Genomic DNA, 23,661 nt, shown 5'->3' with positions numbered 1-23,661 from the left:
AGCTCAATCGGGTTCGTCGGTGTGGCTGCTGCCACTGTCGGCAAAGTTCAGCCCGTGTTTGCGCAGTTTGTCGTGCAAGGTCTTGCGCGGGATGCCAAGCGCTTCGGCGAGGCTGCGCACCGAGCTGTGAGGGCGCGCCAGTTCGGCGGCGATCAAGCTCTTCTCGAAGTTTTCCACTTGTTCGCTGAGACCTCCGCTGACCACGTCGACCGTCATGCCGACAGCACCATCCGCTGCGTTGTTGTCCAAGGCCAGTTCCAGACCCAGGGCAAAACGTTCGGCGGCGTTCTGCAATTCCCGCACGTTGCCCGGCCAGGTGTGGCGCAGCAGCAGGGCGCGTTGTCCCGGTTGCAACTCGTGGGGTGGCAGACCGTGACGAGCGCTGGCTTCGTCGGCGAAATGCTGGAACAGCATCAGCGCATCTTCGCCACGCTCGCGTAGCGGCGGAATACGCAGCGGTGCGACGTTCAGGCGGTAATACAAGTCGGCACGGAAGCGGCCCTGATCGGCGGACTGACGCAGGTCTTCCTTGGTCGCGGCGATGATGCGGATGTCCAACGGGATCAGCTGATTACCGCCCAAGCGCTCGACCACCCGCTCTTGCAGCAAACGCAGCAATTTCACCTGCACATCCAGGCTCATGCTTTCGATTTCATCGAGGAACAACGTACCGCCATTGGCGAATTCGAACTTGCCGATGCGGCGCTTTTGCGCGCCGGTAAAGGCGCCTGGCTCATGACCGAACAGCTCGCTTTCAACCACCGACTCGGCCAGGGCGCCGGCATTGATCGCCACGAACGGACCGTTACGACGGCTCGACAGATCGTGCAATGCACGTGCGACAACTTCTTTACCGGCGCCGGTTTCGCCAAGGATCAGGACATCGGCCTTGGTCGCCGCCAATGCACCAATCTGCTCGCGCAGGCGCAGCATCGGCGCCGATTGCCCGACCAGTCGGGTGCTCAGTTCATTGCGATCGCTCAGGGCCAGACGCAGGCTGCGGTTGTCCAGCACCAGCCGGCGCAGGGCCAGGGCGCGGCGCACGCTGTCGAGCAAGGCGTCGCTGGCAAAGGGTTTTTCCAGAAAGTCATAAGCCCCGGCGCGCATGGCTTGCACGGCCAGCGGCACATCGCCGTGACCGGTGATCAGCAGCACGGGCAGTTCCGGGTCCTGGGCATGCAGTTCAGTCAGCAATTCGAGACCGTCCATGCCCGGCATGCGGATGTCACTGACCACGACGCCGGGCCAGTCACGCTCCAGTTGTGCGGCCAGGCCTTTGGCCTCGGCGAGCGGCAGGATTTTCAGGCCGGCGAGGTCCAGGGTCTGGCTCAGGGCTTGTCGCAGGTGCGGATCGTCGTCGATCAGCACGACCTGGATGCGGTTGTCGATGGTCATGCACTTCGGTCCTCGGACGGTTGCAGGCTCACACCCGGTGCGCCTGCACGCAGCTTCAGGGTAATCAGGGCGCCACCTTCCTTGTGGTTGGCGAACGACAGTTCACCCCCGAAGGCGCGCATCAGGGTTTCGCAAATCGCCAGCCCTAACCCAAGCCCCTGAGTGCGGGTCTTGGTGGTGTAGAAGGGCTCGCTGGCGCGGCCAAGGGCTTCCATGCAGAAGCCGGGGCCGTTGTCGCGAATGTACAGATTGACGCCGTCGGCCGTGGATTGGGCACTCAACCAGAGCTTACGCGGCGGGCCTTTTTCCGTCAGGGCGTCCAGGGCGTTGGCCAGCAGATTGCCGAGCACCTGACGCAGACGGGTTTCCCCGGCCTCGACCCACAGGGTGGCGGCCGGCAAGTCGCGGATCAGCTCGACTTCCATGCTGCGTCGACGCTTGGCCAGCAGTGCCAGCGCATCGTCCAGCGCCGGTTGCAGGGCGACGCTTTCCGGGGCGTGGCGATCGCGCCGGGCGAAGGCGCGCAAATGAGCAATGATCGACGCCATGCGCCCGGTCAGTTCGCTGATCAGCTTGAGGTTGCCGCGCGCATCGTCGGTGCGCTGATGATCGAGCAGCACTTCGGCGTTTTCGGCGTAGCTGCGGATCGCCGCCAGCGGTTGATTCAATTCGTGGCTGATGCTCGCCGACATGGTGCCAAGGGCCGACAGTTTGCCGGCCTGCACCAGATCATCCTGAGCGCGAACCAGCTCTTGCTGGGCCTGTTCGCGCTCCAGCACTTCCTGTTTCAGTCGACGGTTGAGGCCTTCGAGGTCGCTGGTCCGCTCGGCTACCCGGTCTTCCAGTTCACGACGGGCCTTGGCTTCGAAGGCGATTCGATCAAGGTAATGGCGGCGGCGCTGCATCATCAGCCCCAGCAGCAACATCAACACCAACAATGTCGCGCCGCCGATGGCGACGACCGTGCGTACCGGGCGATCGATCAAGGTGCGTGGGGCGAGAATGCTGACGTTCCAACCGGTTTCTGCGATGGGCTGGGTTTGTGTCAGCCAGGCGTTGGGGTTGAGCCGCAATGGTTTGGGATCACGGGTCGGATAGGGCTGAATCGCAGTAATAGCCTTGCGTTCTTCTTCGCCCAACGGGCGGGTCGAGCGGAATCGCCACTCGGGCCGCGACGTGAGAATAACCACGCCGTTATGGTCGGTCAGCAGCAGTTGTTCCGGAGTTTTGCCCCAGAGGCTTTCGGTGTGGTCCAGGTCGACCTTGACCACCAGCACACCGATGATCTTTTCGCCGTTACGCACGGCGGCGGCGAAGAAATAGCCGCGCTTGGCCGAGGTCGTGCCCAAACCGAAAAAGCGCCCGAGCCGCCCGGCCATGGCTTCGCTGAAATACGGCCGAAAGGAAAAATTACGCCCGACGAAACTGTCGTGTTTGTCCCAGTTGGATGCGGCCAGGGTCTTGCCCGTGGTGTCCATCAAGTACATGACTTCGGCGCCGGTCTGGGCGCTGATGTTTTTCAACAAACGGTTGGCGTTGCCCTGAGTGACGCCATCGTCGGGCGCGCCGAGGACGGCTCGCAGAGCCGGCAGATCACCGAGGATCTGCGGCAACACTTCATAACGGTGCAGGGTACCCAGCAGGTTGGCGACGTAAAGGTCGAGGGTCTGACGGTTCTGCCCGGCCAGTTCGCTGCGGTAATAACGCTCGGCCAGATGCTCCAGCGGCCACAGCAACGGCGCCAGGCACAGCGCGAGCAGGGCCAGGCTGCGCCAGCGGGGTCTGCGGGGAAGGGTCGGAGTCATGAGCATCGAGCGCCTGTGGGTACAGGCGCATTATGCCTAGGCTTGCGGTCGCAGTCTGCGCGCCGTGGGTCAGGCACGCCTGTGCGGCGAAGATTCAGACGGTGTTTCAGGAAAAGACGTCAGCGTCCTTGAAAAACGCGGCGGCCTGATCTTTATGGGACAGTTTCGGTGCTTCGTCCAGTTGCCAATCAATGGCCAGGTCCGGGTCGTCCCAGCGAATGCAGCGCTCGGCGGACGGGGTGTAGTAGTCGGTGGTTTTGTAGAGGAATTCGGCGAACTCGCTCAGCACCACGAAACCGTGGGCGAACCCTTCCGGGACCCAGAGTTGGCGATGATTCTCGGCGGACAGACGCACAGCCACCCATTTGCCGAAATGTGGCGAGCTGCGGCGAATGTCCACCGCCACGTCGAGTACTTCACCGACTGTGACGCGAACCAGTTTGCCCTGAGTGTTTTCCAGTTGGTAATGCAGGCCGCGCAATACGCATTTTTGCGAGCGGGAATGGTTGTCTTGAACGAAATTTGTCTCCAGGCCAGTCGCTTCGTTGAAAGCCTTGGCATTGAAACTTTCATAAAAGAAACCGCGCTCGTCACCAAATACCTTGGGCTCGATGATCAGAACACCGGGAAGGTCGGTGGTGACTACTTTCATGGTCTTTCTCCAGCAATAGGCGTTGAAGGGCGTCATTCTTGCGCAAAGTGGCGGCCGGCGCGAGTGGAGTGTTTTTTTTCCTGATCCATTAACTGATTTGTCGATCCTCAGGAGGGTTTCAGGCAGGCGAAGGGGTTGCGTATCGCCCCAAGCAGTGGCGATATAAGCGCCTAATGAAATTTCAGGGGTTGTTGTATGCCACTCGCCACGTTGATTCATCGCGCCAGTTTGCCCAGTCCGCAAGTGTCTGCGGAGCAAGCGCTTGAGCTGCTGGAGGGACATTACGGGCTGAGTGGAAGGTTGCAGGCCCTTGGCAGCCAGCAGGATCTTAACTATCGGGTCGACAGCGACCAGGGGCGTTTTGTCCTGAAAATATGCCGTGGCGATTACTCGGCGCAGGAGCTGCACGCCCAGCACGCCGGGCTCAAGCATTTGGGTGAACACCCCGATGTGCATGTGCCACGAGTGATTCCCGCCAAAAACGGCGCAGACCTTCTCTCCCTGGAAGTCGGCGGCCAACCGGTGCATGTGCGCCTGCTCGATTACATCGAAGGCCAGTCGCTCACACACCTGGATCATCTGCCCGGTTCAGTAGTGGCCGGTTTTGGTCGGCTCTGCGGTGAAATGGACCTGGCGCTGGCCGGTTTCGACCATCCGGGCCTTGAGCGCACCCTTCAATGGGACGCCCGCCACGCCAACGCGCTGATCGCGCATTTGCTGCCGGTCATCGAGGACGACCAGCAACGCCGGCTGATCGCCGATGCAGCCGAACGGGCCGAGCGTCATTTACAGCCGCTTGTAGATAAGCTGCCGGTGCAGGCCATTCACATGGATATCACCGACGACAACGTGGTGTGGCAGCGAGATTCGCAACGCCAGTGGCAATTGCAGGGTGTGATCGATTTTGGCGACCTGGTTCGTACCTGGCGCATTACTGATCTGTCGGTGACCTGCGCGGCGCTGCTGCACCACGCCGATGGTGATCCGTTCTACATTTTGCCGGCGGTCCAGGCCTATCACGCTGTCAATCCGCTCACGCATGAAGAGCTACTGGCGCTCTGGCCGCTGATCGTCGCCCGTGCAGCGGTGTTGGTGCTCAGCGGTGAACAGCAGGTCAGCATCGATCCAGGCAACGAATACAGCCGCGACAACCTCACCCACGAGTGGGAGATTTTTCGTGTCGCTACCTCAGTGCCGTTGGCGTTGATGGAAGCGGCGATCCTGACCTCGGTCGGCCAGAACCTGCCGAGCATCGGCAGCGAAGGCTTCGCGCCGCTGCTGCCGAGTCTGGTGGGACGTGAGTTTGCGTTGATCGATCTGGGCGTGCTCAGTCCGCACTTCGAGGCCGGCAACTGGGAACAGGAGGGGATCGATCAACGTCTGTTGACCGAAGCCGCCGCGGCTCATGGTCTGGCGGCCAGTCGTTATGGGCAATACCGCTTGTCCCGCACCCGGCCTGACAGCGCCACTGAGCCGGACACTTGCCCATTGCACGTTGAGTTGCGAGTGCCCCACGGCACGGCGGTCGAGTCACCGTTTGCCGGGGTGGTGCATCAGCCGGCGGCAGGCGTGCTGCAATTGGATGGCCCGCAACTGAGCGTGCGTTTGTGGGGCGTGACGCCGTCGCTGCACACGGGTGCTGCGCTGGTCAAAGGTCAGGTGTTGGGTTCGGTCAGCGGGCCACTGATCGTGCAGTTGTGCCGAGGCGCTTCGTTCACGGCGCCGTTGTTTTGCACGCCGTCCCGCGCGGCTGCCTGGCAAGCGTTGTGCCCGTCGCCGGCGGTGCTGCTGGGACTGGCCTGTGACGCTGAAGAGGAACTCGATTCGCAGACGTTGCTGGCGCGCCGTGACGCCAGTTTCGCCCGTACCCAGAAGCACTATTACGTCGATCCGCCGCGCATCGAGCGTGGCTGGCGCAATCACCTGATTGACATGCAAGGCCGTTCCTACCTCGACATGCTCAACAACGTGGCGGTGCTGGGCCACGGTCATCCGCGCATGGCCGCGGTCGCCAGCCGTCAGTGGTCACTGCTCAACACCAACTCGCGTTTTAACTACGCCGCGATTGCCGAGTTCTCCGAACGTTTGCTGAAACTGTCGCCGGACTCCATGGACCGAGTGTTCCTGGTCAACAGCGGCAGCGAGGCCAATGACCTCGCGATCCGTCTGGCTTGGGCCTACAGCGGCGGTCGCGACATGCTCAGCGTGCTCGAGGCCTATCACGGCTGGACAGTGGGCGCGGACGCGGTCTCGACTTCGATTGCCGATAACCCGAAGGCCTTGAGCAGCCGTCCGGACTGGGTGCATCCGGTCACCGCGCCGAACACCTATCGCGGCGAATTCCGTGGACCGGATAGCGCGCCGGACTACGTGCGCAGCGTCGAACACAACCTGGCGAAAATTGCCGAGCAGAAACGTCAGCTGGCCGGTTTTATCTGCGAACCGGTGTACGGCAATGCCGGTGGTATCTCGCTGCCACCGGGGTATTTGAAACAGGTTTATGCGCTGGTTCGTGCCCAGGGCGGTGTCTGCATCGCCGACGAAGTGCAGGTCGGTTACGGCCGCATGGGCAACTTTTTCTGGGGCTTCGAAGAGCAGGGCGTGGTGCCGGACATCATCACCATGGCCAAAGGCATGGGCAACGGCCAGCCATTGGGCGCAGTGATCACCCGTCGGGAAATCGCCGAAGCACTGGAGGCCGAGGGTTACTTCTTCTCGTCGGCCGGCGGCAGCCCGGTCAGTTGCCAGATCGGCATGGCAGTGCTGGATGTGATGGAGGAAGAAAAGCTCTGGGAAAACGCTCAGGTTGTGGGCGGGTATTTCAAGGAACGGCTTGAAGCGCTGATCGATATTCATCCGCTGGTGGGCGCGGTGCATGGTTCCGGCTTCTATCTGGGCGTCGAGTTGATCCGCAATCGCGAAACCCTGGAGCCGGCAACCGAAGAAACCACGGCGCTGTGTGATCGGTTGCGCGAACTGGGGATCTTCATGCAGCCGACTGGCGATTACCTGAACATCCTCAAGATCAAACCGCCGATGGTGACCTCGCGTCAGAGCGTGGATTTCTTCGTGGATATGCTCTCTATGGTGCTCGCCGAGGGTCTGTAAACACCTATCCCTTGTAGGAGCGAGCCTGCTCGCGATAGCGGTCGAATCTTCAACAACGATGTTGACTGACACTCCGCCATCGCGAGCAGGCTCACTCCCACAGGGAGCAGGGTATAAATCCGATTGTTATCGGGTTTAATCGCATAAAAATAGACAGGTGGAAGATTAATAGCTTTTAAAGCCGATTTTTATCGGCTATAAAGTCGCCATTGCTCACGGCGTGACTCGTCATGCCCGTGCTTCCCATTTCTGTCATTGGTCGATGCCACACTCGACCCTCAAGCAATTGCCCCGGAGATGATTCATGAGCCGTATCGTTACCGTCGCCGCCACCCAGATGGCCTGTTCCTGGGACCTTGAAGCTAACATCGAGACCGCTGAGCGGCTGGTCCGTGAGGCCGCGGCGAAAGGCGCGCAGATCATCCTGATTCAGGAACTGTTCGAGGCTCCGTACTTCTGCCAGAAGCCGAACCCGGATTACCTGCAATTGGCCACGACCGTTGAAGACAACGTCGCCATCAAGCATTTCCAGAAAGTTGCCAAAGAATTGCAAGTCGTTTTGCCGATCAGCTTCTACGAACTGGCGGGCCGCGCGCGTTTCAACAGCATCGCGATTATCGATGCCGACGGCAGCAACCTCGGGATTTATCGTAAAAGTCATATCCCGGACGGCCCTGGCTATCACGAAAAGTACTACTTCAATCCGGGCGATACCGGCTTCAAAGTCTGGAACACCCGTTACGCGAAAATCGGCGTGGGCATCTGCTGGGACCAGTGGTTCCCGGAATGCGCGCGCAGCATGGCGTTGCTCGGTGCGGAAATCCTGTTCTACCCGACCGCAATCGGCAGCGAGCCACACGACAAGACCATTTCCTCCCGTGATCACTGGCAGCGCGTGCAACAAGGCCATGCCGGCGCCAACCTGATGCCGCTGATCGCCAGCAACCGCATCGGTAACGAAGAGCAGGACGGCTACGACATCACCTTTTACGGCTCATCGTTCATCGCCAACCAGTTCGGCGAGAAGGTTCAGGAGCTCGACAAGACCGAAGAAGGCGTGCTGGTTCAAAGCTTCGACCTCGATGAGCTGGAGCACATCCGCAGCGCGTGGGGTTCGTTCCGTGATCGTCGCCCGAACCTGTATGGCACACTAAAGACCCTCGACGGTTCCCTGGAGTCCTGATCGCTATGACCACTTTGAACAGCACCCCTCGCGCTGATGGCTTTTACATGCCAGCCGAATGGGCGCCGCAAACCCAGACCTGGATGATCTGGCCCGAGCGCCCGGACAACTGGCGCCTGGGTGGCAAACCGGCGCAGGCCGCGCACGTCGCGGTGGCCAAAGCCATTGCGCGCTTCGAACCGGTAACCGTGGCGGTTTCCGCCGGCCAATACGAAAACGCCCGCGCCCGTCTGGACGTGCCGAATATTCGTGTGGTGGAAATGTCCAGCGACGACGCCTGGGTTCGTGACACTGGCCCGACGTTTGTCATCAATAACAGTGGCGAAGTCCGTGGTGTGAATTGGGACTTCAACTCGTGGGGCGGTTTCGACGGTGGTCTGTATTCTCCGTGGAATCGCGACTCGCAGGTCGGCGGCAAGATCCTCGAGATCGAGCGCAGCCAGCGCTACCGCACCGAGGGCTTTGTGCTTGAGGGCGGGTCGATCCACGTCGATGGCGAAGGCACGCTGATCACTACCGAAGAATGCCTGCTCAACCGCAATCGCAATCCGCACATGAACCGTGCCGAGATCGAAGCGGTGCTCAGTGCGAATCTGGCTGTGGATAAAATCATCTGGCTGCCGGACGGTTTGTTCAACGACGAAACCGACGGCCATGTGGATAACTTCTGCTGCTACGTCCGTCCGGGCGAAGTGTTGTTGGCCTGGACCGATGACCCGCAGGACCCGAACTACCCGCGCTGCCAGGCGGCAATGAAAGTGCTGGAAAACAGCACCGACGCCAAGGGTCGCCCATTCACGGTGCACAAGATGCCGATTCCGGGGCCGCTGTATGCGACCGAAGAAGAGTGCGCGGGTGTTGATCCGGTGGACGGGACTCAGGAACGTAATCCGACCGTGCGCCTGGCCGGTTCCTACGTGAACTTTCTGATCGTTAACGGCGGCATCATCGCGCCGAGCTTTGACGACCCGCTGGATGGTCCGGCCAAAGAGATTTTGCAGGCACTGTTCCCGCAGCACGAAGTGGTGATGGTGCCCGGCCGCGAACTGTTACTGGGAGGCGGTAACATCCACTGCCTTACCCAACAACAGCCAGCACCGCACAAGGAGTGAGTGAGGTTGTAACAGCTTGAGTTGATTGCAGAATCGATTCGGCAAGCGTTTTGCCTTCCCGTTTTGCAGAGAGCCCGCGGTCCTTCAGGACCTCGGGCTTTTTTGTATCCACTTGTCGACAGTTACGAAACCTTGGCACAGCTCTTGTATCTCTCATGGTGCAAAACAGGGAGGGGGAGAACTGCGATGTTCTGTCATAAACCTTGGATATGTTAGCCGCTCACAAACCAGGAGAGAGCGCGGAAATGAACGCCGAAATGAATGTTGTGGGCGAACGGGCGTTGCATCCCCTGGCAGTAAACAGCGAATCGCTCCAGGTCCTGGCGAACTGGTTGAAGTCCAATGGAACGCGTCAGATCAGAGAACCTGATCCGCGCCGGATGATGATCGAACGCTACCCCGCTGGTTTATTCAGCGAAGCGGAGCTGGAAGCGTTGTGGGATGTGATGGAAGGATAAGAAGAAAAACAAAGGATTGATAAAAGCGCTGCCGGGAAGGCGGCGCTTTTTTATGGGCGAAGGTTTTTTGTGGTCTACACACAACCCCTGTGGGAGTGAGCCTGCTCGCGATAGCGGCTGGACAGTCAACATCGATGTTGATTGATCCACCGCATTCGCGAGCAAGCCCGCTCCCACAGGTGCTCGGTGTGAACACTTTATTTGTGATCCACACCGGTTAAACGGTGTTTAGAAGCTGTAGGTCCCGGTCACGACCAGGCTGCGCGGTTCACCCGGCTGAATCTGCGCCGCACTGGTGGCCGACGAGTAATAGGTCTTGTCGCTGATGTTGTTCAGCGCCGCGCGCAAATCCCAATCCTTCTGCCGGAACCCGGCCAATGCATCCCAACGGCCATAACCCGGCAGGACGGTGGTGTTGAGGTTGTCGGCATAACGCTGGCCCACCAGGGTCAGACCGGTTTCGGCGTACCAGCCCATTTCTGGTTTCCAGGTCAGGAACAGGCTGCCGTTATGCTTGGCCACGTTGCTGATGCGTTTGCCTTCAAGGCCGTTGTTGTCCTTTTCGACCGTCGCGTCCTGCACACCCACGCCACCGCGCACGTACCAGTTGCCAGCGATCTTGCCGGTCCCGGTCAGCTCGATCCCGCGGGAACGTTGCAGGCCGGTCATCAAGGTGACGGTCGGATCGTTGGGATCGCTGGTGCGGCGGTTGTAGAGTTCCAGTTCGTAGATCGCCAGCGTGGTACTCAGGCGGTCATCGAGCCAGTCGCTCTTCACGCCGACTTCCTTTTGCTTGGTCAGCTCGGGACTCAGGTCGTTGCTGTTGCCGGCGGCGCCCGGGGTGATGCCGATCAAACCACCGCCCACCGGCGAGAACGTCTTGGTCCAGGACGCATAGAAGGAGTGATTCTGCAGCGGCGTCCACACCAGTCCTACACGCGGGCTGGTGCTATGACTGTCACGGTCTTCGGAAATGTCCCGTAGCTTGTTGGTCGACTCAATGTCGAAGGTGTCGTAACGCAGACCGGCCAGCAGTTGCCATTGATCGTTCAGACGCAGTTGATCCTGCACGTACACCGCACGGCTTTCGACTTCGGTGTGAGTGCTGCTGGACACTTGCATCCGCCCGGTATGACGCAAATTACGGTCGGGGTTGTACAGGTCCAGCGCCGGTACGGGTGAACTACCCCGTCCGGAAGTCGCCGCGTTGTACAGGGTCGGGTCGCGCCGCTGGCTGCCGATTTCGATGCCGGTCAGCAAACGATGCTCAAGGCCGAACGTGTCGAAACCGCCTTCCAGTTCGACGTTGTTGTAGACGTTGCGGGTGGTCAGGTCCTGTTGCCAGTGCTGGCGCGTGACCTTGTTGGTCGCCGGGGTATAACCCGTCAGGTAGGTGTTGTCGAAATCGCTGTTGAGCTTGAACACGCCCAGGGTATGGCGCAGCTGCCAGTTGTCGCTGAGCTCATAACTGAGTTTCGAGCGCAGGGATTGCGACTTGTCGTCGATGAAATCGTTTTCGCTGCCGTAGGTAGTATCCCGTCCTACGTCCGCCGGGCGCCCGTTTACACCGGGGATACCGCGATCCGGCGTACGGTTGTAGCGGCTGTATTCGTACTGCACCAGCCAGTTCAGGTCCGGCGTCAGTTGCCAGCTCATCGACGGAGCGAACAGTTGGCGATTGCCGCTCACGCCGTCGCGGAAGCTGTTTTGATCCATGTTGCCCATGTTCAGGCGCAGGCTGATGTTCTCGCTCGGGTCGGTGCTGAGGTCGGCGTAGAGGCTGCGCAAATCATCGCTGCCGCCCTGGGCCTCGACGGTCGAGCGACGACCGAATTCGGGCAGTTTGCTGACCCGATTGACGATCCCGCCCTGACTACCACGGCCATACAAAACAGCGGCCGGGCCTTTGAGGACTTCGATGCGTTCGATGTTGTGCAAATCGCGCACGTATTGGCTGTCGTCGCGGATGCCGTCGAGGTAGAAGTCGTTGCTGGCGTCGAAACCGCGGATGCGCAGGCTGTCGAAGCGCGTATCGGCGCCGCTGCTGACGTTGGGGATACCGCTCAGCGCGGTGCCCAGATCGTTGGTGCCGTAATCCATGACGTTCGCGGTTTTGATCGAGTCGATGGCTTGTGGAACGTAGCGCACCGGCGTGGCGGTGCGGGTTGCGGTGCTGGTTTCCTTCACGCGCGGATCATCGGTGTCAGCTTCGGCGCTGATCGACGTCTCGGGTAAAACGGTGGGGGCGGCGCAGGTAAAACCGGCAGAGAGAAATGCAGAAAGCCCAAGGGTGACGGGCGTGAGGCGAAAGGGGGCAGGCATCTGAAGCGCATCCGAAAGGGTGAAGTAAATCGACGGCGCGAATGGTAATGCTTGCTATTTGCTTCCGTTAATTATTCTTGAAAGGATTCGCTGTTTGATTATTTCGAATTGTGTCGAGATAGCAACAGTGGGGCCATAAGGCCATTCGACCGATTCATGAAACAGACTGAAAGCCATTCCAGCGTTTTTCAGAAACAGGCGGAGGACTAATCTGCCGGCATCTCGTTTTCCTACACTTTCGCCGGAGTCTTCCCATGATCCTTCACTACATTTACGACCCCTTATGCGGCTGGTGCTACGGCGCAAAACCGCTGGTGCAAGCCGCTCAGGCTGTGTTGCCAGTGATCGCCCACGGCGGCGGCATGATGACCGGCGCCAACCGCCAGACCGTCTCGCCACAACTGCGCAACTACGTGATGCCCCACGACCGGCGCATTGCCGAGTACACCGGCCAGCCGTTCGGCGAGGCGTATTTCGAAGGATTGCTGCGCGATGAGACAGCGGTATTCGATTCCGCACCGCCGATTGCCGCAGTGCTGGCAGCCGAGCAGATCGCCGGCCGCGGACTGGAGTTGCTGGGGCGTTTGCAGAGTGCTCACTACGAGGAAGGTCGACGCATTGCCGATGAAGCTGTGTTGTTAGAACTCGCGAAAGACATCGGTCTGGAACCCCAAGCGTTTCAGGCCGCTTTCAACGAAGCTGAAACCGATCGCCACATCAAGGACAGTCGAGCACGCTTGGCCGAGGTCGGCGGCCAGGGGTTCCCGACCTTCGCCCTGGAACACAACGGCCAATTTACTTTGATCGATATCGGCCCGTGGCTCGGCAAGCCGCAAGCCTTCGCGGCATGGCTGAGTCAGTCGCTTCCCGCACAAGCGTCGTCATCGGAGCTTCAAGCCTGTGGCCTGAACGGCTGCGCCCATTGACGTCGGCAAGTGATTTCTTAGACGTTTTTCGCCTATTTACAGACGATCCATGAAATTGACACATGGTTAAGGGCGCGGCTAGGATTCGCCCCACGCCTGTGGCTAACCGCCATGACTCATAAAATAACAAAAAGGCCCGCCACGATTTCTTCGTGCGCGGGCCTTTTTGTTTGGGGTGAAAAAAGAGTGCGATAGCGCCGTTTCAGCCGTTCGACACAGCGCGTATCAACCGATCATAAGGAAAAGAACAAAATGTTGAACAAGCGAATCAGCCTGATCGCTCTGGGGATGTTGAGTGCTACACAGGTCATGGCTAACGACCAGGCCCAATCCAAGGGTTTTGTTGAAGACAGCAGCCTCAAAGTGCTGCTGCGCAATGCCTACATCAATCGCGACAAAAAAGACGGCAACGATGACCAGCGTGAATGGGGTCAGGCAGCTATCGGCACTTACACCTCGGGCTTCACCCAAGGTACCGTCGGCGTAGGCGTTGATGCCTTTGGCCTGTACGGCTTGCGTCTGGACCGTGGTAGCCATAGCGGCGGCCAAGGCATCGACTTCTTCAAGGTAGGCGACAGCGGTAACCCGGCCGGCGATCTGGCCAAAGCCGGTGGCGCGGTAAAATTCCGCGTATCCAGCACCGTCCTGACTTACGGCGACCAGATGCCAGTCCTGCCGGTGTTGAGCTACGACAACGGGCGTCTGCTGCCGGAAAGCTACACCGGCACCCTGATCACCTCCAAGGAGATCAAAGGCCTGGAGCTGAATGCCGGTCGCTTCACCGCCGAATCGCGCAAAAGCGCTGAAGGCCATGACAGCGGCGGCCTGAAGTCGATCAACGTGTTGGGCGGTAGTTACCAGTTCACCGAACAGTTCAAGGCTGCGCTGTACGCCTCTGACGTCGAAGACGTGTTGAAGAAGCAATACGTGAACGCCAACTACGTGTTCCCGATCGACAAGGATCAGTCCCTGACCCTGGACTTCAACGGCTACCGCACCAAGCTGGAAGATTCCTACGTCCGCGACAGCGGTGCCACCGGCGACGACAACAAAATCTGGAGCCTGGCCGCCACATTCGCCACCGGCGCGCACTCCTTCACGCTCGCCCACCAGCGCAGCACCGGCGACAGCAACCTGGGCTATGCCTACGGCGGCTACCAGAAGGACCAAGGTCGCATCGGCGACGGCGGCAACACCATCTACCTGGCGAACTCCTACTGGTCCGACTTCAACGCCGAAGACGAACGCAGCTGGCAGCTGGGCTACGGCCTCGACTTCAGCACCTTCGGTGTTCCAGGCCTGAGCTACAACTTCGCCTACGTACGCGGCGACAACATCACCACCTCCACTAGCGAAGGCGGTACCGAGCGCGAAATCTTCAACCAGTTCAAGTACGTCGTGCAAAGCGGCCCGGCCAAAGACCTGAGCGTGAAACTGCGCAGCTCGATCCTGCGTGTGTCGCAGAAATCGAGTGAGTACAACTCCAGCGGTAACGAAGTGCGCGTGTTTGTGGATTACCCGATCAACATTTTCTGATGATCGGTTGCACCATCGAGGCCTGATGCAAGGCTGAGAAAGAAAAGCCCCGACTGGTTCGGGGCTTTTTTGTGGGCTCGATTTAGAGCTCAACGCTCTCAGCTATTTCCTGCATTGAACCGGGACGGTTCTCTAGTAGGAAAGGGATCAGGCTGATATTCATCGCGTGCTTAAACGGTTGAAATACTGGGCGGGACATCCAGCTGATTTTGGTTACTACCATGGGCATATTGCTGAAAACTACAGTGCGTTGCCGCATTGATGAGGATTTGAAGACGCAGGCTACTGAGGTCTTGAATGCTTGCGGCCTGAGCATCAGTGATGCCATGCGTCTTTTTCTTCGTCAGGTTGTAGCAACTCAGGGCCTCCCGTTTGAGGTACGCGTTCCCTCGGAGAAGACGGCCCGCGCCATGATGGAAGCACGAGATATTCGCCAGCGGTTCGACTCGATAGACGACATGCTGAGGGACGCCGATGGCGAAACCGGAAAAGTCTTAGAAAATCCGTAAGCGAACAAAAACTAAAAGCATGTTCAGATCTGTACTACTCTGAAGGCATATCCCCTTGCCCGAAGGAGTCCTTCCAATGGCCACTTCATCCCCCGTCCGCACCGCTCCCCAAGAGCTCGACACCCCGGAAGCCGCCCGTGTGGCGCTCAAGTTCTTCTTCAACCTGATGGAGCGCTGGGGCTGCACCGCCGAAGAACAGCGCACGCTGTTGGGCAAAGTCGGCAACACCACTTTTTATAAATACAAACACCTGCCGCCCAATGTGCGTCTCCCTCACGACACTCTGGAGCGCATTTCCTACCTGATGGGCATCCACAAAGCCCTGAGCATCATCTTCAGCAACAACCGCGACCGCGCCTACAAATGGGTCAGTAGTCCCAACACCGCCGCCCCGTTCAATGGTCAATCCGCGTTGAGCTATATGCTGGCCGGCCGGGTGGTGGACATCGCTGACGTGCGTCGCTACCTCGATGGCGTCCGCGGCTGATGGCCCCGGAAGTCGTGCTCCCCGAGTGGAACCGTGCCTACCGGATGATCAACAGCGCGTTCCCCCCTATCACCCTGTTTGAAGACGTACTCGACCCCGAAGACCTGCAAACCGCCTATGCCCTGGAAGCCCTGACCAACGACCGGTTGGTGCAAGAAGCCGGCGTGCTCTCCCGCGTGCTACCCGAAGACCGAATCTCCGGGCCCGGCTCATCACCGGTCATGGCCGCCTTCACCCACATCGGCAAAACCAGCCGCTTCACCGACGGCACCTACGGCGTTTACTACGCCGCCAGCAGCCAGGCCGCCGCCATCGCCGAAACGAGCTATCACCAGGAACGCTTCCTCGCCGCGACCAACGAGCCCGACATCGAGTTGACCCTGCGCACCTACGTCAACAAAGTCGTCAAACCGATGCACGACATCCGCCAAAACTATCCGGACCTGCACAACCCGGATCCTGACGCTTACGGGCCGTCACAAGCCTTCGCCCGGCAACTGCGTGAAACCTTGTCGTGGGGGCTGCTTTACAACAGCGTTCGGTTGCCTGGCCATGAATGTGTCGCTGCGTTTCGTCCACCGGCCGTGTCCATTCCGAAGCAAGGCAAGCACATTCGATATGTGTGGAGTGCGAGCAGCCGGAAGATCTCGTTTGTGTTTGAGGTCAGCGAGGTGTGAGCCGGAAACTAAAAAGCCCCGATTGATTCGTAACACTGTTCACTCAAGCGCGCTCTTAGATCGTGCGCATCTTTGTGGCGAGCGAGCTTGCTCGCGCTGGGCTGCGTAGCGGCCCCAAAAATCTGACAATCATTGCCGATTTTTGTGAGTGCTACGCACTCAAGTGGGACGGTGCGGCGTTCCGACAAGCTCCCTCGCCACAGATTTCTCTGATTCAAGACTCCCTTAAGTGAACAGCTTTACGATTGATTCGGGGCTTTTTACGCGTGCGGCTCGGGTCTACGTGACCACATCACTGGTTACGATTGTTACCTGGTGCATCGAGCACCTTCGCTACGTCATCGATGATCGCCTTACTCATATCCTGCAAAAAATGCGACGCCCAAGCATGTCGGTCGGTGTCACGAACCATGGCGGCGTCTGATGCAAGGAGTTTGGGGCGTGGGATGAAGGTTTTAATGGGTTTTATTGCTGGGCAATAATTATGGCAGTCGTAATTTTTATTATCTGAAAAACGCAAAGGAGATATCAGGAATGGATGTTGAACTGAGCCAGTTTCAGAAGGATTTACTGGAGTCTGTACGCGAAATGAATGCGAGCCGCGCGGTTCGAGTCTCTGAGACCAGGCCGCTGCAATTACAGGATTGCATCGACACTTACGTGTCGTCTTCAGCGACACATCACAAGAACGTGTCGCTGAAACTGGAAAATAGCGACACGTAAAAAAGTGGACTACGGGAGGAGTGGTTGATTCCTACAGATTGTTCATCGCCCGAGAGGGGTCATCAACGGCACCAGCGTAGAGATCGCTAGCTAGCTTCAATCAGCGCTCGTTCTTCCAACCAAATCTCCTGAACAAACTGGTCCGTAATTGCATAAATTCCATGCCCGCGCCGCATGATGATGTTCTCGGCGACCAACGCAATTACCACCGGTTGAATCTCTTCAACACGCACCTCACGGCCCACAGTTTTAGAGTACTCAGCCGCAGCATCGATGGAGAAAATACCCCGAGCATCGCCTTCCGTAGACGCGATTTTGTTGAATATGGCCTGAGCTAAACTACCTAACAGCTCCACTTTTTCTAGTTCGATGCTGGCCGCCGCCGAACGCAAAGTGCTGGCAATAACAGGCAGGAAAAGATCGGGATCACCTTCTTGCTGCATGAGCTGTCGCAAGGCTTTGAGCATTTCCTCAGGCCGATTCCCCAAGGTATTGAATGCTTCGATGGCGACTCCTAGTGAAGGTAGTTTTTCTTTCTTCACCGTTGCAGCGAGCCGGTTAAGCAAGTATTCAACGTAATCCCCTTTCAGCACCGGATACGCTGTCGATGTCGCGCCAGAAAACGCCTGGTTCCTCTTCGCCGTCAGTTCGCTGACTTGCGCCCTGTGCGATCCCGTTCCAATAAATAGAAAGTAACCCGGTGTATCTGGTCGAGGATTGATCGCATCACGAGCAGCTTTGAGTGCCAGAAGCAGCTGATTACCATCGTCGGATGAAATGGCATGCTGCACTTCGTCGATGATCAGCACCAAGTCGGTTTTCGCTTGATCAACAACCTCTGTCAGCGCCTGCGCCAGCGTTGGCCCGCCTGAGTTCCCAATGCTGTCGAGTTTGAAACCAAATTTGAATCCTGCTGCGCCTACATCAACACCGCTGACACGCTTGAGCATCTCGAGCAAACCGGAGCCTGGTGTTTGGAGCTGCTGCAGGGTTTTACGGATGGCGTCATGCACCAGTGCTGCCGGATTGGCCAGCGTGTCACTCCATAGGTCGACGTAAATAACCAGAGCTCCCGCTTCTTCCAGCGCAGGGATGAGGTCGCTCCTCAGGAATGTCGTTTTACCGGTCCTGCGCAGGCCCGATAAAAACAGACCTGAGCGTAAACCTTCATCGAGAACACCAGGATTGAGAAGCTGGTTCGCCATCTCTTCAGCCAGTTCAGGGCGCTGAAAAATGCTGCTCATGCTATTACCTCTTTTTATGGATACGCCATAATTATTGGCCAGCCATAATTTAGCATAAAGGTTGAGAACTGGCCTGAGGGCGCTCCAATCGCCATTTCCAGAGCGAAAAGGAAGTTTTCCGACATGTCGTTGGCAGCGACATAACATCAAGACGTGTCGCAGAAATTGAAAAATAGCGACACGTTCGAACCAAAGCGATAGTTGTCAGGTACAGAAATTTCACGTCTGGCTCATTACACCACGTAACTAATGATGTTCCCGCCCCCACCTTTATCCCCTCCAGCTAACTCCCTACATTGAGCTCCAACGCCTACCCATTCATTCCGAAGGGAAGGTCACTTGGAGATTCCTCATGCCTTTCGTAAGCGTACGCATCACCCGCGATGGCGTTACCTCTGAGCAGAAAGCTCAGGTGATCGCCGAAATCACTGAAACCCTGGAACGCGTCCTGAAGAAGGATCCGCACCTGACCCACATCGTGATCGAAGAAGTCGACACCGATAACTGGGGCTACGCCGGGATCACCACCACCCAGTACCGCAGGCAACTGGCAGAGGCGGAGGACAAGTCATGACCGCGTCCGTCTCCATCGATTTCATCTCCGACGTGGTGTGCCCGTGGTGCGCCTTGGGCGCGACGGCGCTGGAGCAGGCGATCGAGAACGTGGCCGGTGAGGTTTCGGTGGATCTGACCTACAAGCCCTTCGAGTTGAACCCGGACATGCCGGCAGTCGGCGAAAAAGCGGTCGAGCATTTGATGCGCAAGTATGGACGAACCGCCGAAGACGTCGCCGCCGGTAAAGCGATGCAGATCGCACGTGGCGAGGCCATCGGCTTCAAGTTTGATCTGGAGAAGCGCAGCCACTTCTACAACACGTTTGATGCTCACCGGTTGTTGATGTGGGCGTTGCAGGAAGGGCGGCAGGTCGCACTGAAGAAAATCCTGCTGCGCGCTTACTTCACCGACGGCTGGAACCCGAGCGATCGCGAGACGCTGGTGGGTCTGGCTGCTGAAGCGGGACTGGATGCGGAGGCTGCTCAAGAGGTGTTGGCGTCCGGAGCGTTTGCCAAAGAAGTGCGCGAGCTTGAAGAGTTTTACCGCCAGCGCGGCATCAATTCGGTTCCGGCCATGGTGCTGAACGGTCGTCACCTGGTGTCCGGTTCGCAGTCGGTCGAGTACTACGAACAGATGTTGAGACAAATGGCGACGGCCCCCGCCGAAGCCTGATTACTTACTTTTTCAAACCATCATTTATTAGTTGAGGTTCATCATGAGCAATTCGAAAAAAGTCATTGTTATTACTGGCGCTTCCCAAGGTCTCGGTGCAGGCATGGTCAAAGCCTTCCGTGATCTGGATTACAAAGTTGTCGCCACTTCGCGTTCGATCAAACCGTCCACCGACCCGGACATCCTCACCGTGGCGGGCGACATCGGCAACCCGGAAGTCGCCCAGCAAGTCATCCGTGAAGCCATCGAACGTTTTGGCCGCATCGACACCCTGGTCAACAACGCCGGGATCTTCATTGCCAAACCATTCACCGCTTACACCCAGGAAGACTACGCCAACGTGCTGTCGGTGAACCTGAACGGCTTCTTCTACATCACCCAACTCGCGATCAACGAGATGGAAAAACAAGGCAAAGGCCACGTCGTCAACATCACCACCAGCCTGACAGACCACGCGATTGACGGTGTGCCGTCGGTACTGGCTTCGCTGACCAAAGGTGGTTTGAACGCTGCGACCAAGTCCCTGGCGATTGAATACGCCAAGCGCGGGATTCGGGTGAACGCCGTTTCCCCAGGCATCATCAAGACCCCGATGCACGGCGAAGAAACCCATGAAGCGCTGGGTAATCTGCACCCGGTCGGCCACATGGGCGAAATCAGCGATATCGCTCAGGCGGTTGTGTATCTGGACAACGCCAACTTTGTCACTGGCGAGATCCTGCACGTTGATGGTGGTCAGAGCGCGGGTCACTAAGACCTGACCTGATCTGTCCGAAGCGCCGTCGATCAATGTCGACGGCGTTTTCATTGGAGAGCGCACCATGACCATCCATGTTCACAAAGTTTTCCTGATCACCGGGGTCAGTTCAGGTTTCGGCCTGGCTTTTTCGCAAGCAGCGCTGGCGGCGGGGCACACGGTGGTGGGGACGGTGCGGCGCGAATCCGAGTGTGCTGCGTTCGAAGCGCTGGATGCTCATCGCGCCAAAGCGTTCGTGCTCGATGTCACCGATTTTCCGGCGATCGAGCCGCTGGTGGCCGATATTCTGCGCGAGGTGGGCCAGATCGACGTGCTGGTGAACAACGCCGGTTATGGTCATGAGGGCATTTTAGAGGAGTCGCCGCTGACTGAGCTGCAGCGCCAGTTCGACGTTAATGTGTTTGGCGCGGTGGCAATGATCAAGGCGGTGCTACCCGGTATGCGTGAGCGGCGCAGCGGGCATATCGTCAACATCACCTCCATGGCCGGCTTCATCACCTTGCCGGGCATCGCCTATTACAGCGGCAGCAAATTCGCCCTCGAAGGCGTGAGTGAAGCGCTGGCCAAAGAAGTGGAAAGTCTGGGCATCCACGTGACGGCCCTGGCACCAGGCTCGTTTCGTACCGAATGGGCGGGGCGCTCGATGATCCGTTCGGGTCGCACATTGAGTGAGTACGACGCGGTGTTCGATCCGGTCCGCAAGGCGCGTGAAGAAAAGAGTGGCAAGCAGGCCGGCGATCCGCACAAAGCGGCGCAGGCATTGTTGACCCTGGTGGCTGCTGAAAAGCCGCCGGTTCATCTGTTACTGGGTAAGGATGCAGTGAGGCTGGTGCGCGAAAAGATTGCGCACCTTCAGGCGGAGATTGACGCTTGGGAGCACCTTTCGGAATCGACGGAGTTCGACTGATCGAAACCCTAGGGGAATAGAAACTCAAACCCCGGAAACAAGGCAGCGAACTAAACTAGTTGTATCTGCATAGCAGATGTCTCTATAGAGGTAAGGAGGTGTCAAATGGCTATTCATGATACCTATCGGGAAATTGAACAGACCCTGGGTCAGGTACCGGAGTGGATTAAGCAGATGCCGGAAGGCGGAGCGATCGGATTCTGGGGCGTGGCCCGGGATTTCTGGCTGGCGGACACCAAGATTCCTAATAAGTACAAGGAATTGATAGGTCTGGCGGTGTCTGGGGCGACTCGTTGTAAGTATTGCGCCCTGTTCCATACCGAAGCCGCGCGCTTGTTTGGCGCGAGCGACGAGGAAATTTCCGAAGCCAGCTTTATGGGCGCGCTGACCATGATGGGCAGCACCTTTATTAACGCCCAGCAGATCGACTACGAGCAGTTCCGGCAGGAGACGCTGAGTATCGTCCGATATGTCAAAGATCACTCGCAACCCAAAGCCGCTTAAGCCGTTGCGGGAACCAGTCCTTCGCCAACTGACGAAGGATAAGTTGATTGCAATCACCAGCGATGGTCCTAGGACCACCGCTCGGTGGCAAGCGGCTGTGCTGCGAGCCATCGGCGAACTAATGCAATGCAGCGATACCGCCCGCGAAGAAAGCCAAGACCTGCGCATTCCCTTCGCCAAAGCACTCCATGACCTCTATGCGGGGCAGAAGTCCGACGCCGAGTTGACGGAAATGGTGTTGCTGATGCTGGAAGTGGAAACCGCCCCCTTGCTCGGCAAAGGGCCCTAGGCAGGAGCGGCATCTGGGAGCAATGGGGGGCTATCAAGGTCGGGTAGAAGCAGATTCTCCAACCCCGGAAACAACAAAGCCCTCGTATTTCTACGAGGGCTTTGTTTTGTATGGTGCCGGCACCAGGAGTCGAACCCGGGACCTACTGATTACAAGTCAGTTGCTCTACCAACTGAGCTATACCGGCGTGTTGGGCGACGATTATAGCGATTGGGTTGGTTCTGTAAACCCCTGAATTCAGACTATTTTTGCGCAAGCGTCAGGCCGGCCCCGCGGACGCTTCTGCGGGACCGGTCTGTGCGATTGCTTTAAAGCATTACACGCCGTTTTTAACTGCGTTGATCAGGTCCTGACTCAACACCTGCGCGGGCGCCACTTGCACGCTTTGCGTGTAGAACGGCGGCAGGTTTTGGGCCAGTGTCGACAACGCTTGGGCGGTGGTGTTGCCCGGCAGCAGCACGTATTGGAGGTTGGACGGATAGCTCTGGGGCACGGGGCCTTCCATGGTCGAACCGTACGCGCCGAAGGTCATCACGGCCTGCGGGGTGGTGGGGTCGGGGGCGTAGAGGAAGACGAAGGTGCCGTACTTCGGATGTGTCAGGTATTGCTCGGCTTGGGCGCGAACTGCCGGGTCGGGGTCGTTCATCAGGGTCCAGCGCATGACCGCGTAGTTGCGGGTGGTTTCCATGAACGCTGTACGAATCGGCGACTGGTTCTCGACGCCTCCCAGGCACACCAGCAGGTTGCCGAACGGATCGATGAGGGCCACCGAGTTGAACACCGGGCTGTGCTGTGCGGTTTGTAACAGTGGCGGGGCGAGTTCTGCGCCGGGGTCGCGCGGGTTGGCCGATTGCACGGTCAGCGCAAACGGGCTGAGCGCAGTCAGTGCCTGGCGGACTTTGCTGTCGGCTGGGAGGTTTACCGGGTTTTGCAGTTGATCCGGTGGCAGACCGCTGTTGTTGCTGGCCTCGCGCACGGTGTTGACGCTGGCGGAGAAGATCGAGCTGGTGAGGAAGTAAGCCGCCGAGTCGATGGTCTGGCCGCCGAACACCGGGCTGGTCGAACCCTGATAGGCCCGGCTGACAGGCGCCGCAATCGCGTAATAACCCCAGGTGTCTTGCGCCTGTTGGCGGATCTGCGGTGGCAGCGACGGAAAGGTGAACTGACTGTTGTAGTTGATGCCTGCATAGTCATCGATCGCACTGACGGCGACGTTAAATCCTGCAGTCAGCAGTGAACCGGCGCACATGGCGCACGGGTCCAGGGTGGTGACGACGGTCAACTGATTGGGCGGTGGCAAGTTCAATGGCGCGACGTTTTCGTAGTACCAGTCCACCAATTGCCGCTCTCCGTGGGCAGTCGGATCATGCGGTAGAAAGTACGTGGTGCCACTGCCGGGGAAAGGCATCAGCACATTGTTGTGCAGCGCGGCGATGACCTCGCCCGTTGCGTTGTTGATGATGGCGCCACCCACCGCGAAGGTTTGCTGCAGCGCAGCATCAATGGCTTGGTTGGCGACGGTATCGACGGCTTCCTGTGCACTGTTCAATGTGCTCATGTTTTTCCCAGCTCCTTGCTGTTTGAACGCCAGGCAATTCTGGCGTTTGGCAAAGATAGTCGAGGTTTCGCAGGTCGTTTATGTTGTTTTGGCTGAACGCTTATGCACAACGGGATCTCTACCGCACCTGCTTAGAGGCAAATTTGTGGAGCCGTTCTCATTTGATCGCAAATGCCTGTTTTTCCGATTTTTTTACAGGTGTACGAAAATTGAACAGTTGTGTTTCAGCCCCGAAACAGCCGCATATCTTGGATCCACGATAATTTCATCCCCAGAGTTATC

22 protein-coding genes, 1 tRNA gene and 1 pseudogene are annotated in these 23,661 nt (G+C 58.4%); 16 read left to right on the top strand and 8 right to left on the bottom strand.

Going from position 1 to position 23,661, the window contains the following annotated elements; all coding sequences use genetic code 11:
* Nucleotides 1–3: 3 nt before the first annotated feature.
* From ABH912_RS18935 to rfbC, 3 genes are all read right to left on the bottom strand, one after another.
* Nucleotides 4–1,395 (bottom strand): sigma-54-dependent transcriptional regulator, encoded by a 1,392-nt coding sequence (locus ABH912_RS18935; RefSeq protein ID WP_033058377.1) that lies wholly within the window; start codon nt 1,393–1,395, stop codon nt 4–6.
* Nucleotides 1,392–3,200, bottom strand: coding sequence for a sensor histidine kinase (locus ABH912_RS18930; RefSeq protein ID WP_033058374.1), 1,809 nt, complete (start codon nt 3,198–3,200; stop codon nt 1,392–1,394). Before ABH912_RS18930 ends, ABH912_RS18935 begins: the two co-directional genes overlap by 4 nt.
* Nucleotides 3,201–3,306: 106 nt before the next feature.
* Nucleotides 3,307–3,852, bottom strand: coding sequence for a dTDP-4-dehydrorhamnose 3,5-epimerase (gene rfbC, locus ABH912_RS18925; RefSeq protein ID WP_033058371.1), 546 nt, complete (start codon nt 3,850–3,852; stop codon nt 3,307–3,309).
* 195 nt (nt 3,853–4,047) lie between these two features.
* Between rfbC and ABH912_RS18920 the strand changes: the two genes are divergently transcribed.
* The 4 genes from ABH912_RS18920 (at nt 4,048) to ABH912_RS18905 (ending at nt 9,713) form a co-directional block, all read left to right on the top strand.
* On the top strand, nt 4,048–6,960 hold the full coding sequence (locus ABH912_RS18920) for an aminotransferase (protein WP_429511370.1): 2,913 nt from the start codon (nt 4,048–4,050) through the stop codon (nt 6,958–6,960).
* Nucleotides 6,961–7,264: 304 nt separating this feature from the next.
* Nucleotides 7,265–8,143, top strand: a complete 879-nt coding sequence (aguB, locus tag ABH912_RS18915) for an N-carbamoylputrescine amidase (RefSeq protein WP_415772738.1) — start codon at nt 7,265–7,267, stop codon at nt 8,141–8,143.
* Between the two features lie 5 nt (nt 8,144–8,148).
* On the top strand, nt 8,149–9,255 hold the full coding sequence (gene aguA / locus ABH912_RS18910; RefSeq protein WP_033058363.1) for an agmatine deiminase: 1,107 nt from the start codon (nt 8,149–8,151) through the stop codon (nt 9,253–9,255).
* Between the two features lie 245 nt (nt 9,256–9,500).
* The gene (locus tag ABH912_RS18905; protein WP_033058360.1) at nt 9,501–9,713 is read left to right on the top strand and encodes a hypothetical protein; all 213 of its coding nucleotides are present in this window, start codon (nt 9,501–9,503) and stop codon (nt 9,711–9,713) included.
* A gap of 228 nt (nt 9,714–9,941) precedes the next feature.
* Here the strand turns inward: ABH912_RS18905 and ABH912_RS18900 are convergent, their stop codons facing one another.
* Nucleotides 9,942–12,035: a TonB-dependent receptor gene (locus tag ABH912_RS18900; protein WP_429511369.1), complete on the bottom strand. Its 2,094-nt coding sequence runs from the start codon at nt 12,033–12,035 to the stop codon at nt 9,942–9,944.
* 254 nt (nt 12,036–12,289) lie between these two features.
* On the opposite strand from ABH912_RS18900, the gene ABH912_RS18895 reads away from it, so the two are divergent.
* The 5 genes from ABH912_RS18895 (at nt 12,290) to ABH912_RS18875 (ending at nt 16,170) form a co-directional block, all read left to right on the top strand.
* The gene (locus ABH912_RS18895) at nt 12,290–12,961 is read left to right on the top strand and encodes a DsbA family protein (RefSeq protein ID WP_429511368.1); all 672 of its coding nucleotides are present in this window, start codon (nt 12,290–12,292) and stop codon (nt 12,959–12,961) included.
* Nucleotides 12,962–13,213: 252 nt separating this feature from the next.
* Nucleotides 13,214–14,497 (top strand): OprD family porin, encoded by a 1,284-nt coding sequence (locus tag ABH912_RS18890; RefSeq protein ID WP_429511367.1) that lies wholly within the window; start codon nt 13,214–13,216, stop codon nt 14,495–14,497.
* A gap of 221 nt (nt 14,498–14,718) precedes the next feature.
* A complete protein-coding gene (locus ABH912_RS18885) occupies nt 14,719–15,006 on the top strand; it encodes a type II toxin-antitoxin system RelB/DinJ family antitoxin (RefSeq protein ID WP_429511366.1) in 288 nt (95 codons plus the stop codon).
* 76 nt (nt 15,007–15,082) lie between these two features.
* Nucleotides 15,083–15,493, top strand: coding sequence for an MbcA/ParS/Xre antitoxin family protein (locus ABH912_RS18880; RefSeq protein WP_429511365.1), 411 nt, complete (start codon nt 15,083–15,085; stop codon nt 15,491–15,493).
* On the top strand, nt 15,493–16,170 hold the full coding sequence (locus ABH912_RS18875) for an RES family NAD+ phosphorylase (protein ID WP_033058344.1): 678 nt from the start codon (nt 15,493–15,495) through the stop codon (nt 16,168–16,170). Before ABH912_RS18880 ends, ABH912_RS18875 begins: the two co-directional genes overlap by 1 nt.
* A 292-nt stretch (nt 16,171–16,462) precedes the next feature.
* On the opposite strand, the pseudogene ABH912_RS18870 reads toward ABH912_RS18875, so the two are convergent.
* Nucleotides 16,463–16,606, bottom strand: a pseudogene (locus tag ABH912_RS18870) (DUF3077 domain-containing protein); the annotation flags it as partial.
* Between the two features lie 98 nt (nt 16,607–16,704).
* Between ABH912_RS18870 and ABH912_RS18865 the strand changes: the two are divergent.
* Nucleotides 16,705–16,893, top strand: coding sequence for a hypothetical protein (locus tag ABH912_RS18865; protein ID WP_033058341.1), 189 nt, complete (start codon nt 16,705–16,707; stop codon nt 16,891–16,893).
* A gap of 86 nt (nt 16,894–16,979) precedes the next feature.
* On the opposite strand, the gene ABH912_RS18860 is transcribed toward ABH912_RS18865, so the two are convergent.
* Nucleotides 16,980–18,137: an AAA family ATPase gene (locus tag ABH912_RS18860; protein WP_033058339.1), complete on the bottom strand. Its 1,158-nt coding sequence runs from the start codon at nt 18,135–18,137 to the stop codon at nt 16,980–16,982.
* Between the two features lie 352 nt (nt 18,138–18,489).
* Between ABH912_RS18860 and ABH912_RS18855 the strand changes: the two genes are divergently transcribed.
* From ABH912_RS18855 to ABH912_RS18830, 6 genes are all read left to right on the top strand, one after another.
* Nucleotides 18,490–18,711: a tautomerase family protein gene (locus ABH912_RS18855; protein WP_033058337.1), complete on the top strand. Its 222-nt coding sequence runs from the start codon at nt 18,490–18,492 to the stop codon at nt 18,709–18,711.
* Complete coding sequence (locus ABH912_RS18850) at nt 18,708–19,364, top strand: DsbA family oxidoreductase (RefSeq protein WP_429511364.1); 657 nt, start codon at nt 18,708–18,710, stop codon at nt 19,362–19,364. Before ABH912_RS18855 ends, ABH912_RS18850 begins: the two co-directional genes overlap by 4 nt.
* 43 nt (nt 19,365–19,407) lie before the next feature.
* Nucleotides 19,408–20,118, top strand: coding sequence for an SDR family NAD(P)-dependent oxidoreductase (locus tag ABH912_RS18845; protein WP_429511363.1), 711 nt, complete (start codon nt 19,408–19,410; stop codon nt 20,116–20,118).
* A gap of 67 nt (nt 20,119–20,185) precedes the next feature.
* Complete coding sequence (locus tag ABH912_RS18840; protein WP_429511362.1) at nt 20,186–21,028, top strand: oxidoreductase; 843 nt, start codon at nt 20,186–20,188, stop codon at nt 21,026–21,028.
* Between the two features lie 105 nt (nt 21,029–21,133).
* On the top strand, nt 21,134–21,532 hold the full coding sequence (locus ABH912_RS18835; RefSeq protein ID WP_008149373.1) for a carboxymuconolactone decarboxylase family protein: 399 nt from the start codon (nt 21,134–21,136) through the stop codon (nt 21,530–21,532).
* Between the two features lie 121 nt (nt 21,533–21,653).
* On the top strand, nt 21,654–21,821 hold the full coding sequence (locus ABH912_RS18830) for a hypothetical protein (RefSeq protein WP_429511361.1): 168 nt from the start codon (nt 21,654–21,656) through the stop codon (nt 21,819–21,821).
* 111 nt (nt 21,822–21,932) lie between these two features.
* Here ABH912_RS18830 and ABH912_RS18825 read toward each other — a convergent pair.
* A tRNA-Thr gene (locus ABH912_RS18825) sits at nt 21,933–22,008 on the bottom strand.
* Nucleotides 22,009–22,137: 129 nt separating this feature from the next.
* Nucleotides 22,138–23,379, bottom strand: coding sequence for a nucleoside deaminase (locus tag ABH912_RS18820; protein ID WP_429511360.1), 1,242 nt, complete (start codon nt 23,377–23,379; stop codon nt 22,138–22,140).
* Between the last annotated feature and the right edge of the window lie 282 nt (nt 23,380–23,661).

This window comes from Pseudomonas sp. BT76 TE3572 (genome assembly GCF_050435365.1).
In the GTDB taxonomy this organism is placed as follows: Bacteria; Pseudomonadota; Gammaproteobacteria; order Pseudomonadales; family Pseudomonadaceae; genus Aquipseudomonas; species Aquipseudomonas fluorescens_W.
The sequence above is the reverse complement of the archived record's forward strand: the minus strand, read 5'-3'. Positions and strand labels throughout refer to the sequence as shown.

What these genes read in the sequence shown, in the direction of transcription:
- ABH912_RS18935 (WP_033058377.1), bottom strand. Translation starts at nt 1,395, where the DNA reads ATGACCATCGACAACCGCATCCAGGTCGTGCTGATCGACGACGATCCG.
- ABH912_RS18930 (WP_033058374.1), bottom strand. Translation starts at nt 3,200, where the DNA reads ATGACTCCGACCCTTCCCCGCAGACCCCGCTGGCGCAGCCTGGCCCTG.
- rfbC (WP_033058371.1), bottom strand. Translation starts at nt 3,852, where the DNA reads ATGAAAGTAGTCACCACCGACCTTCCCGGTGTTCTGATCATCGAGCCC.
- ABH912_RS18920 (WP_429511370.1), top strand. Translation starts at nt 4,048, where the DNA reads ATGCCACTCGCCACGTTGATTCATCGCGCCAGTTTGCCCAGTCCGCAA.
- aguB (WP_415772738.1), top strand. Translation starts at nt 7,265, where the DNA reads ATGAGCCGTATCGTTACCGTCGCCGCCACCCAGATGGCCTGTTCCTGG.
- aguA (WP_033058363.1), top strand. Translation starts at nt 8,149, where the DNA reads ATGACCACTTTGAACAGCACCCCTCGCGCTGATGGCTTTTACATGCCA.
- ABH912_RS18905 (WP_033058360.1), top strand. Translation starts at nt 9,501, where the DNA reads ATGAACGCCGAAATGAATGTTGTGGGCGAACGGGCGTTGCATCCCCTG.
- ABH912_RS18900 (WP_429511369.1), bottom strand. Translation starts at nt 12,035, where the DNA reads ATGCCTGCCCCCTTTCGCCTCACGCCCGTCACCCTTGGGCTTTCTGCA.
- ABH912_RS18895 (WP_429511368.1), top strand. Translation starts at nt 12,290, where the DNA reads ATGATCCTTCACTACATTTACGACCCCTTATGCGGCTGGTGCTACGGC.
- ABH912_RS18890 (WP_429511367.1), top strand. Translation starts at nt 13,214, where the DNA reads ATGTTGAACAAGCGAATCAGCCTGATCGCTCTGGGGATGTTGAGTGCT.
- ABH912_RS18885 (WP_429511366.1), top strand. Translation starts at nt 14,719, where the DNA reads ATGGGCATATTGCTGAAAACTACAGTGCGTTGCCGCATTGATGAGGAT.
- ABH912_RS18880 (WP_429511365.1), top strand. Translation starts at nt 15,083, where the DNA reads ATGGCCACTTCATCCCCCGTCCGCACCGCTCCCCAAGAGCTCGACACC.
- ABH912_RS18875 (WP_033058344.1), top strand. Translation starts at nt 15,493, where the DNA reads ATGGCCCCGGAAGTCGTGCTCCCCGAGTGGAACCGTGCCTACCGGATG.
- ABH912_RS18865 (WP_033058341.1), top strand. Translation starts at nt 16,705, where the DNA reads ATGGATGTTGAACTGAGCCAGTTTCAGAAGGATTTACTGGAGTCTGTA.
- ABH912_RS18860 (WP_033058339.1), bottom strand. Translation starts at nt 18,137, where the DNA reads ATGAGCAGCATTTTTCAGCGCCCTGAACTGGCTGAAGAGATGGCGAAC.
- ABH912_RS18855 (WP_033058337.1), top strand. Translation starts at nt 18,490, where the DNA reads ATGCCTTTCGTAAGCGTACGCATCACCCGCGATGGCGTTACCTCTGAG.
- ABH912_RS18850 (WP_429511364.1), top strand. Translation starts at nt 18,708, where the DNA reads ATGACCGCGTCCGTCTCCATCGATTTCATCTCCGACGTGGTGTGCCCG.
- ABH912_RS18845 (WP_429511363.1), top strand. Translation starts at nt 19,408, where the DNA reads ATGAGCAATTCGAAAAAAGTCATTGTTATTACTGGCGCTTCCCAAGGT.
- ABH912_RS18840 (WP_429511362.1), top strand. Translation starts at nt 20,186, where the DNA reads ATGACCATCCATGTTCACAAAGTTTTCCTGATCACCGGGGTCAGTTCA.
- ABH912_RS18835 (WP_008149373.1), top strand. Translation starts at nt 21,134, where the DNA reads ATGGCTATTCATGATACCTATCGGGAAATTGAACAGACCCTGGGTCAG.
- ABH912_RS18830 (WP_429511361.1), top strand. Translation starts at nt 21,654, where the DNA reads ATGCAATGCAGCGATACCGCCCGCGAAGAAAGCCAAGACCTGCGCATT.
- ABH912_RS18820 (WP_429511360.1), bottom strand. Translation starts at nt 23,379, where the DNA reads ATGAGCACATTGAACAGTGCACAGGAAGCCGTCGATACCGTCGCCAAC.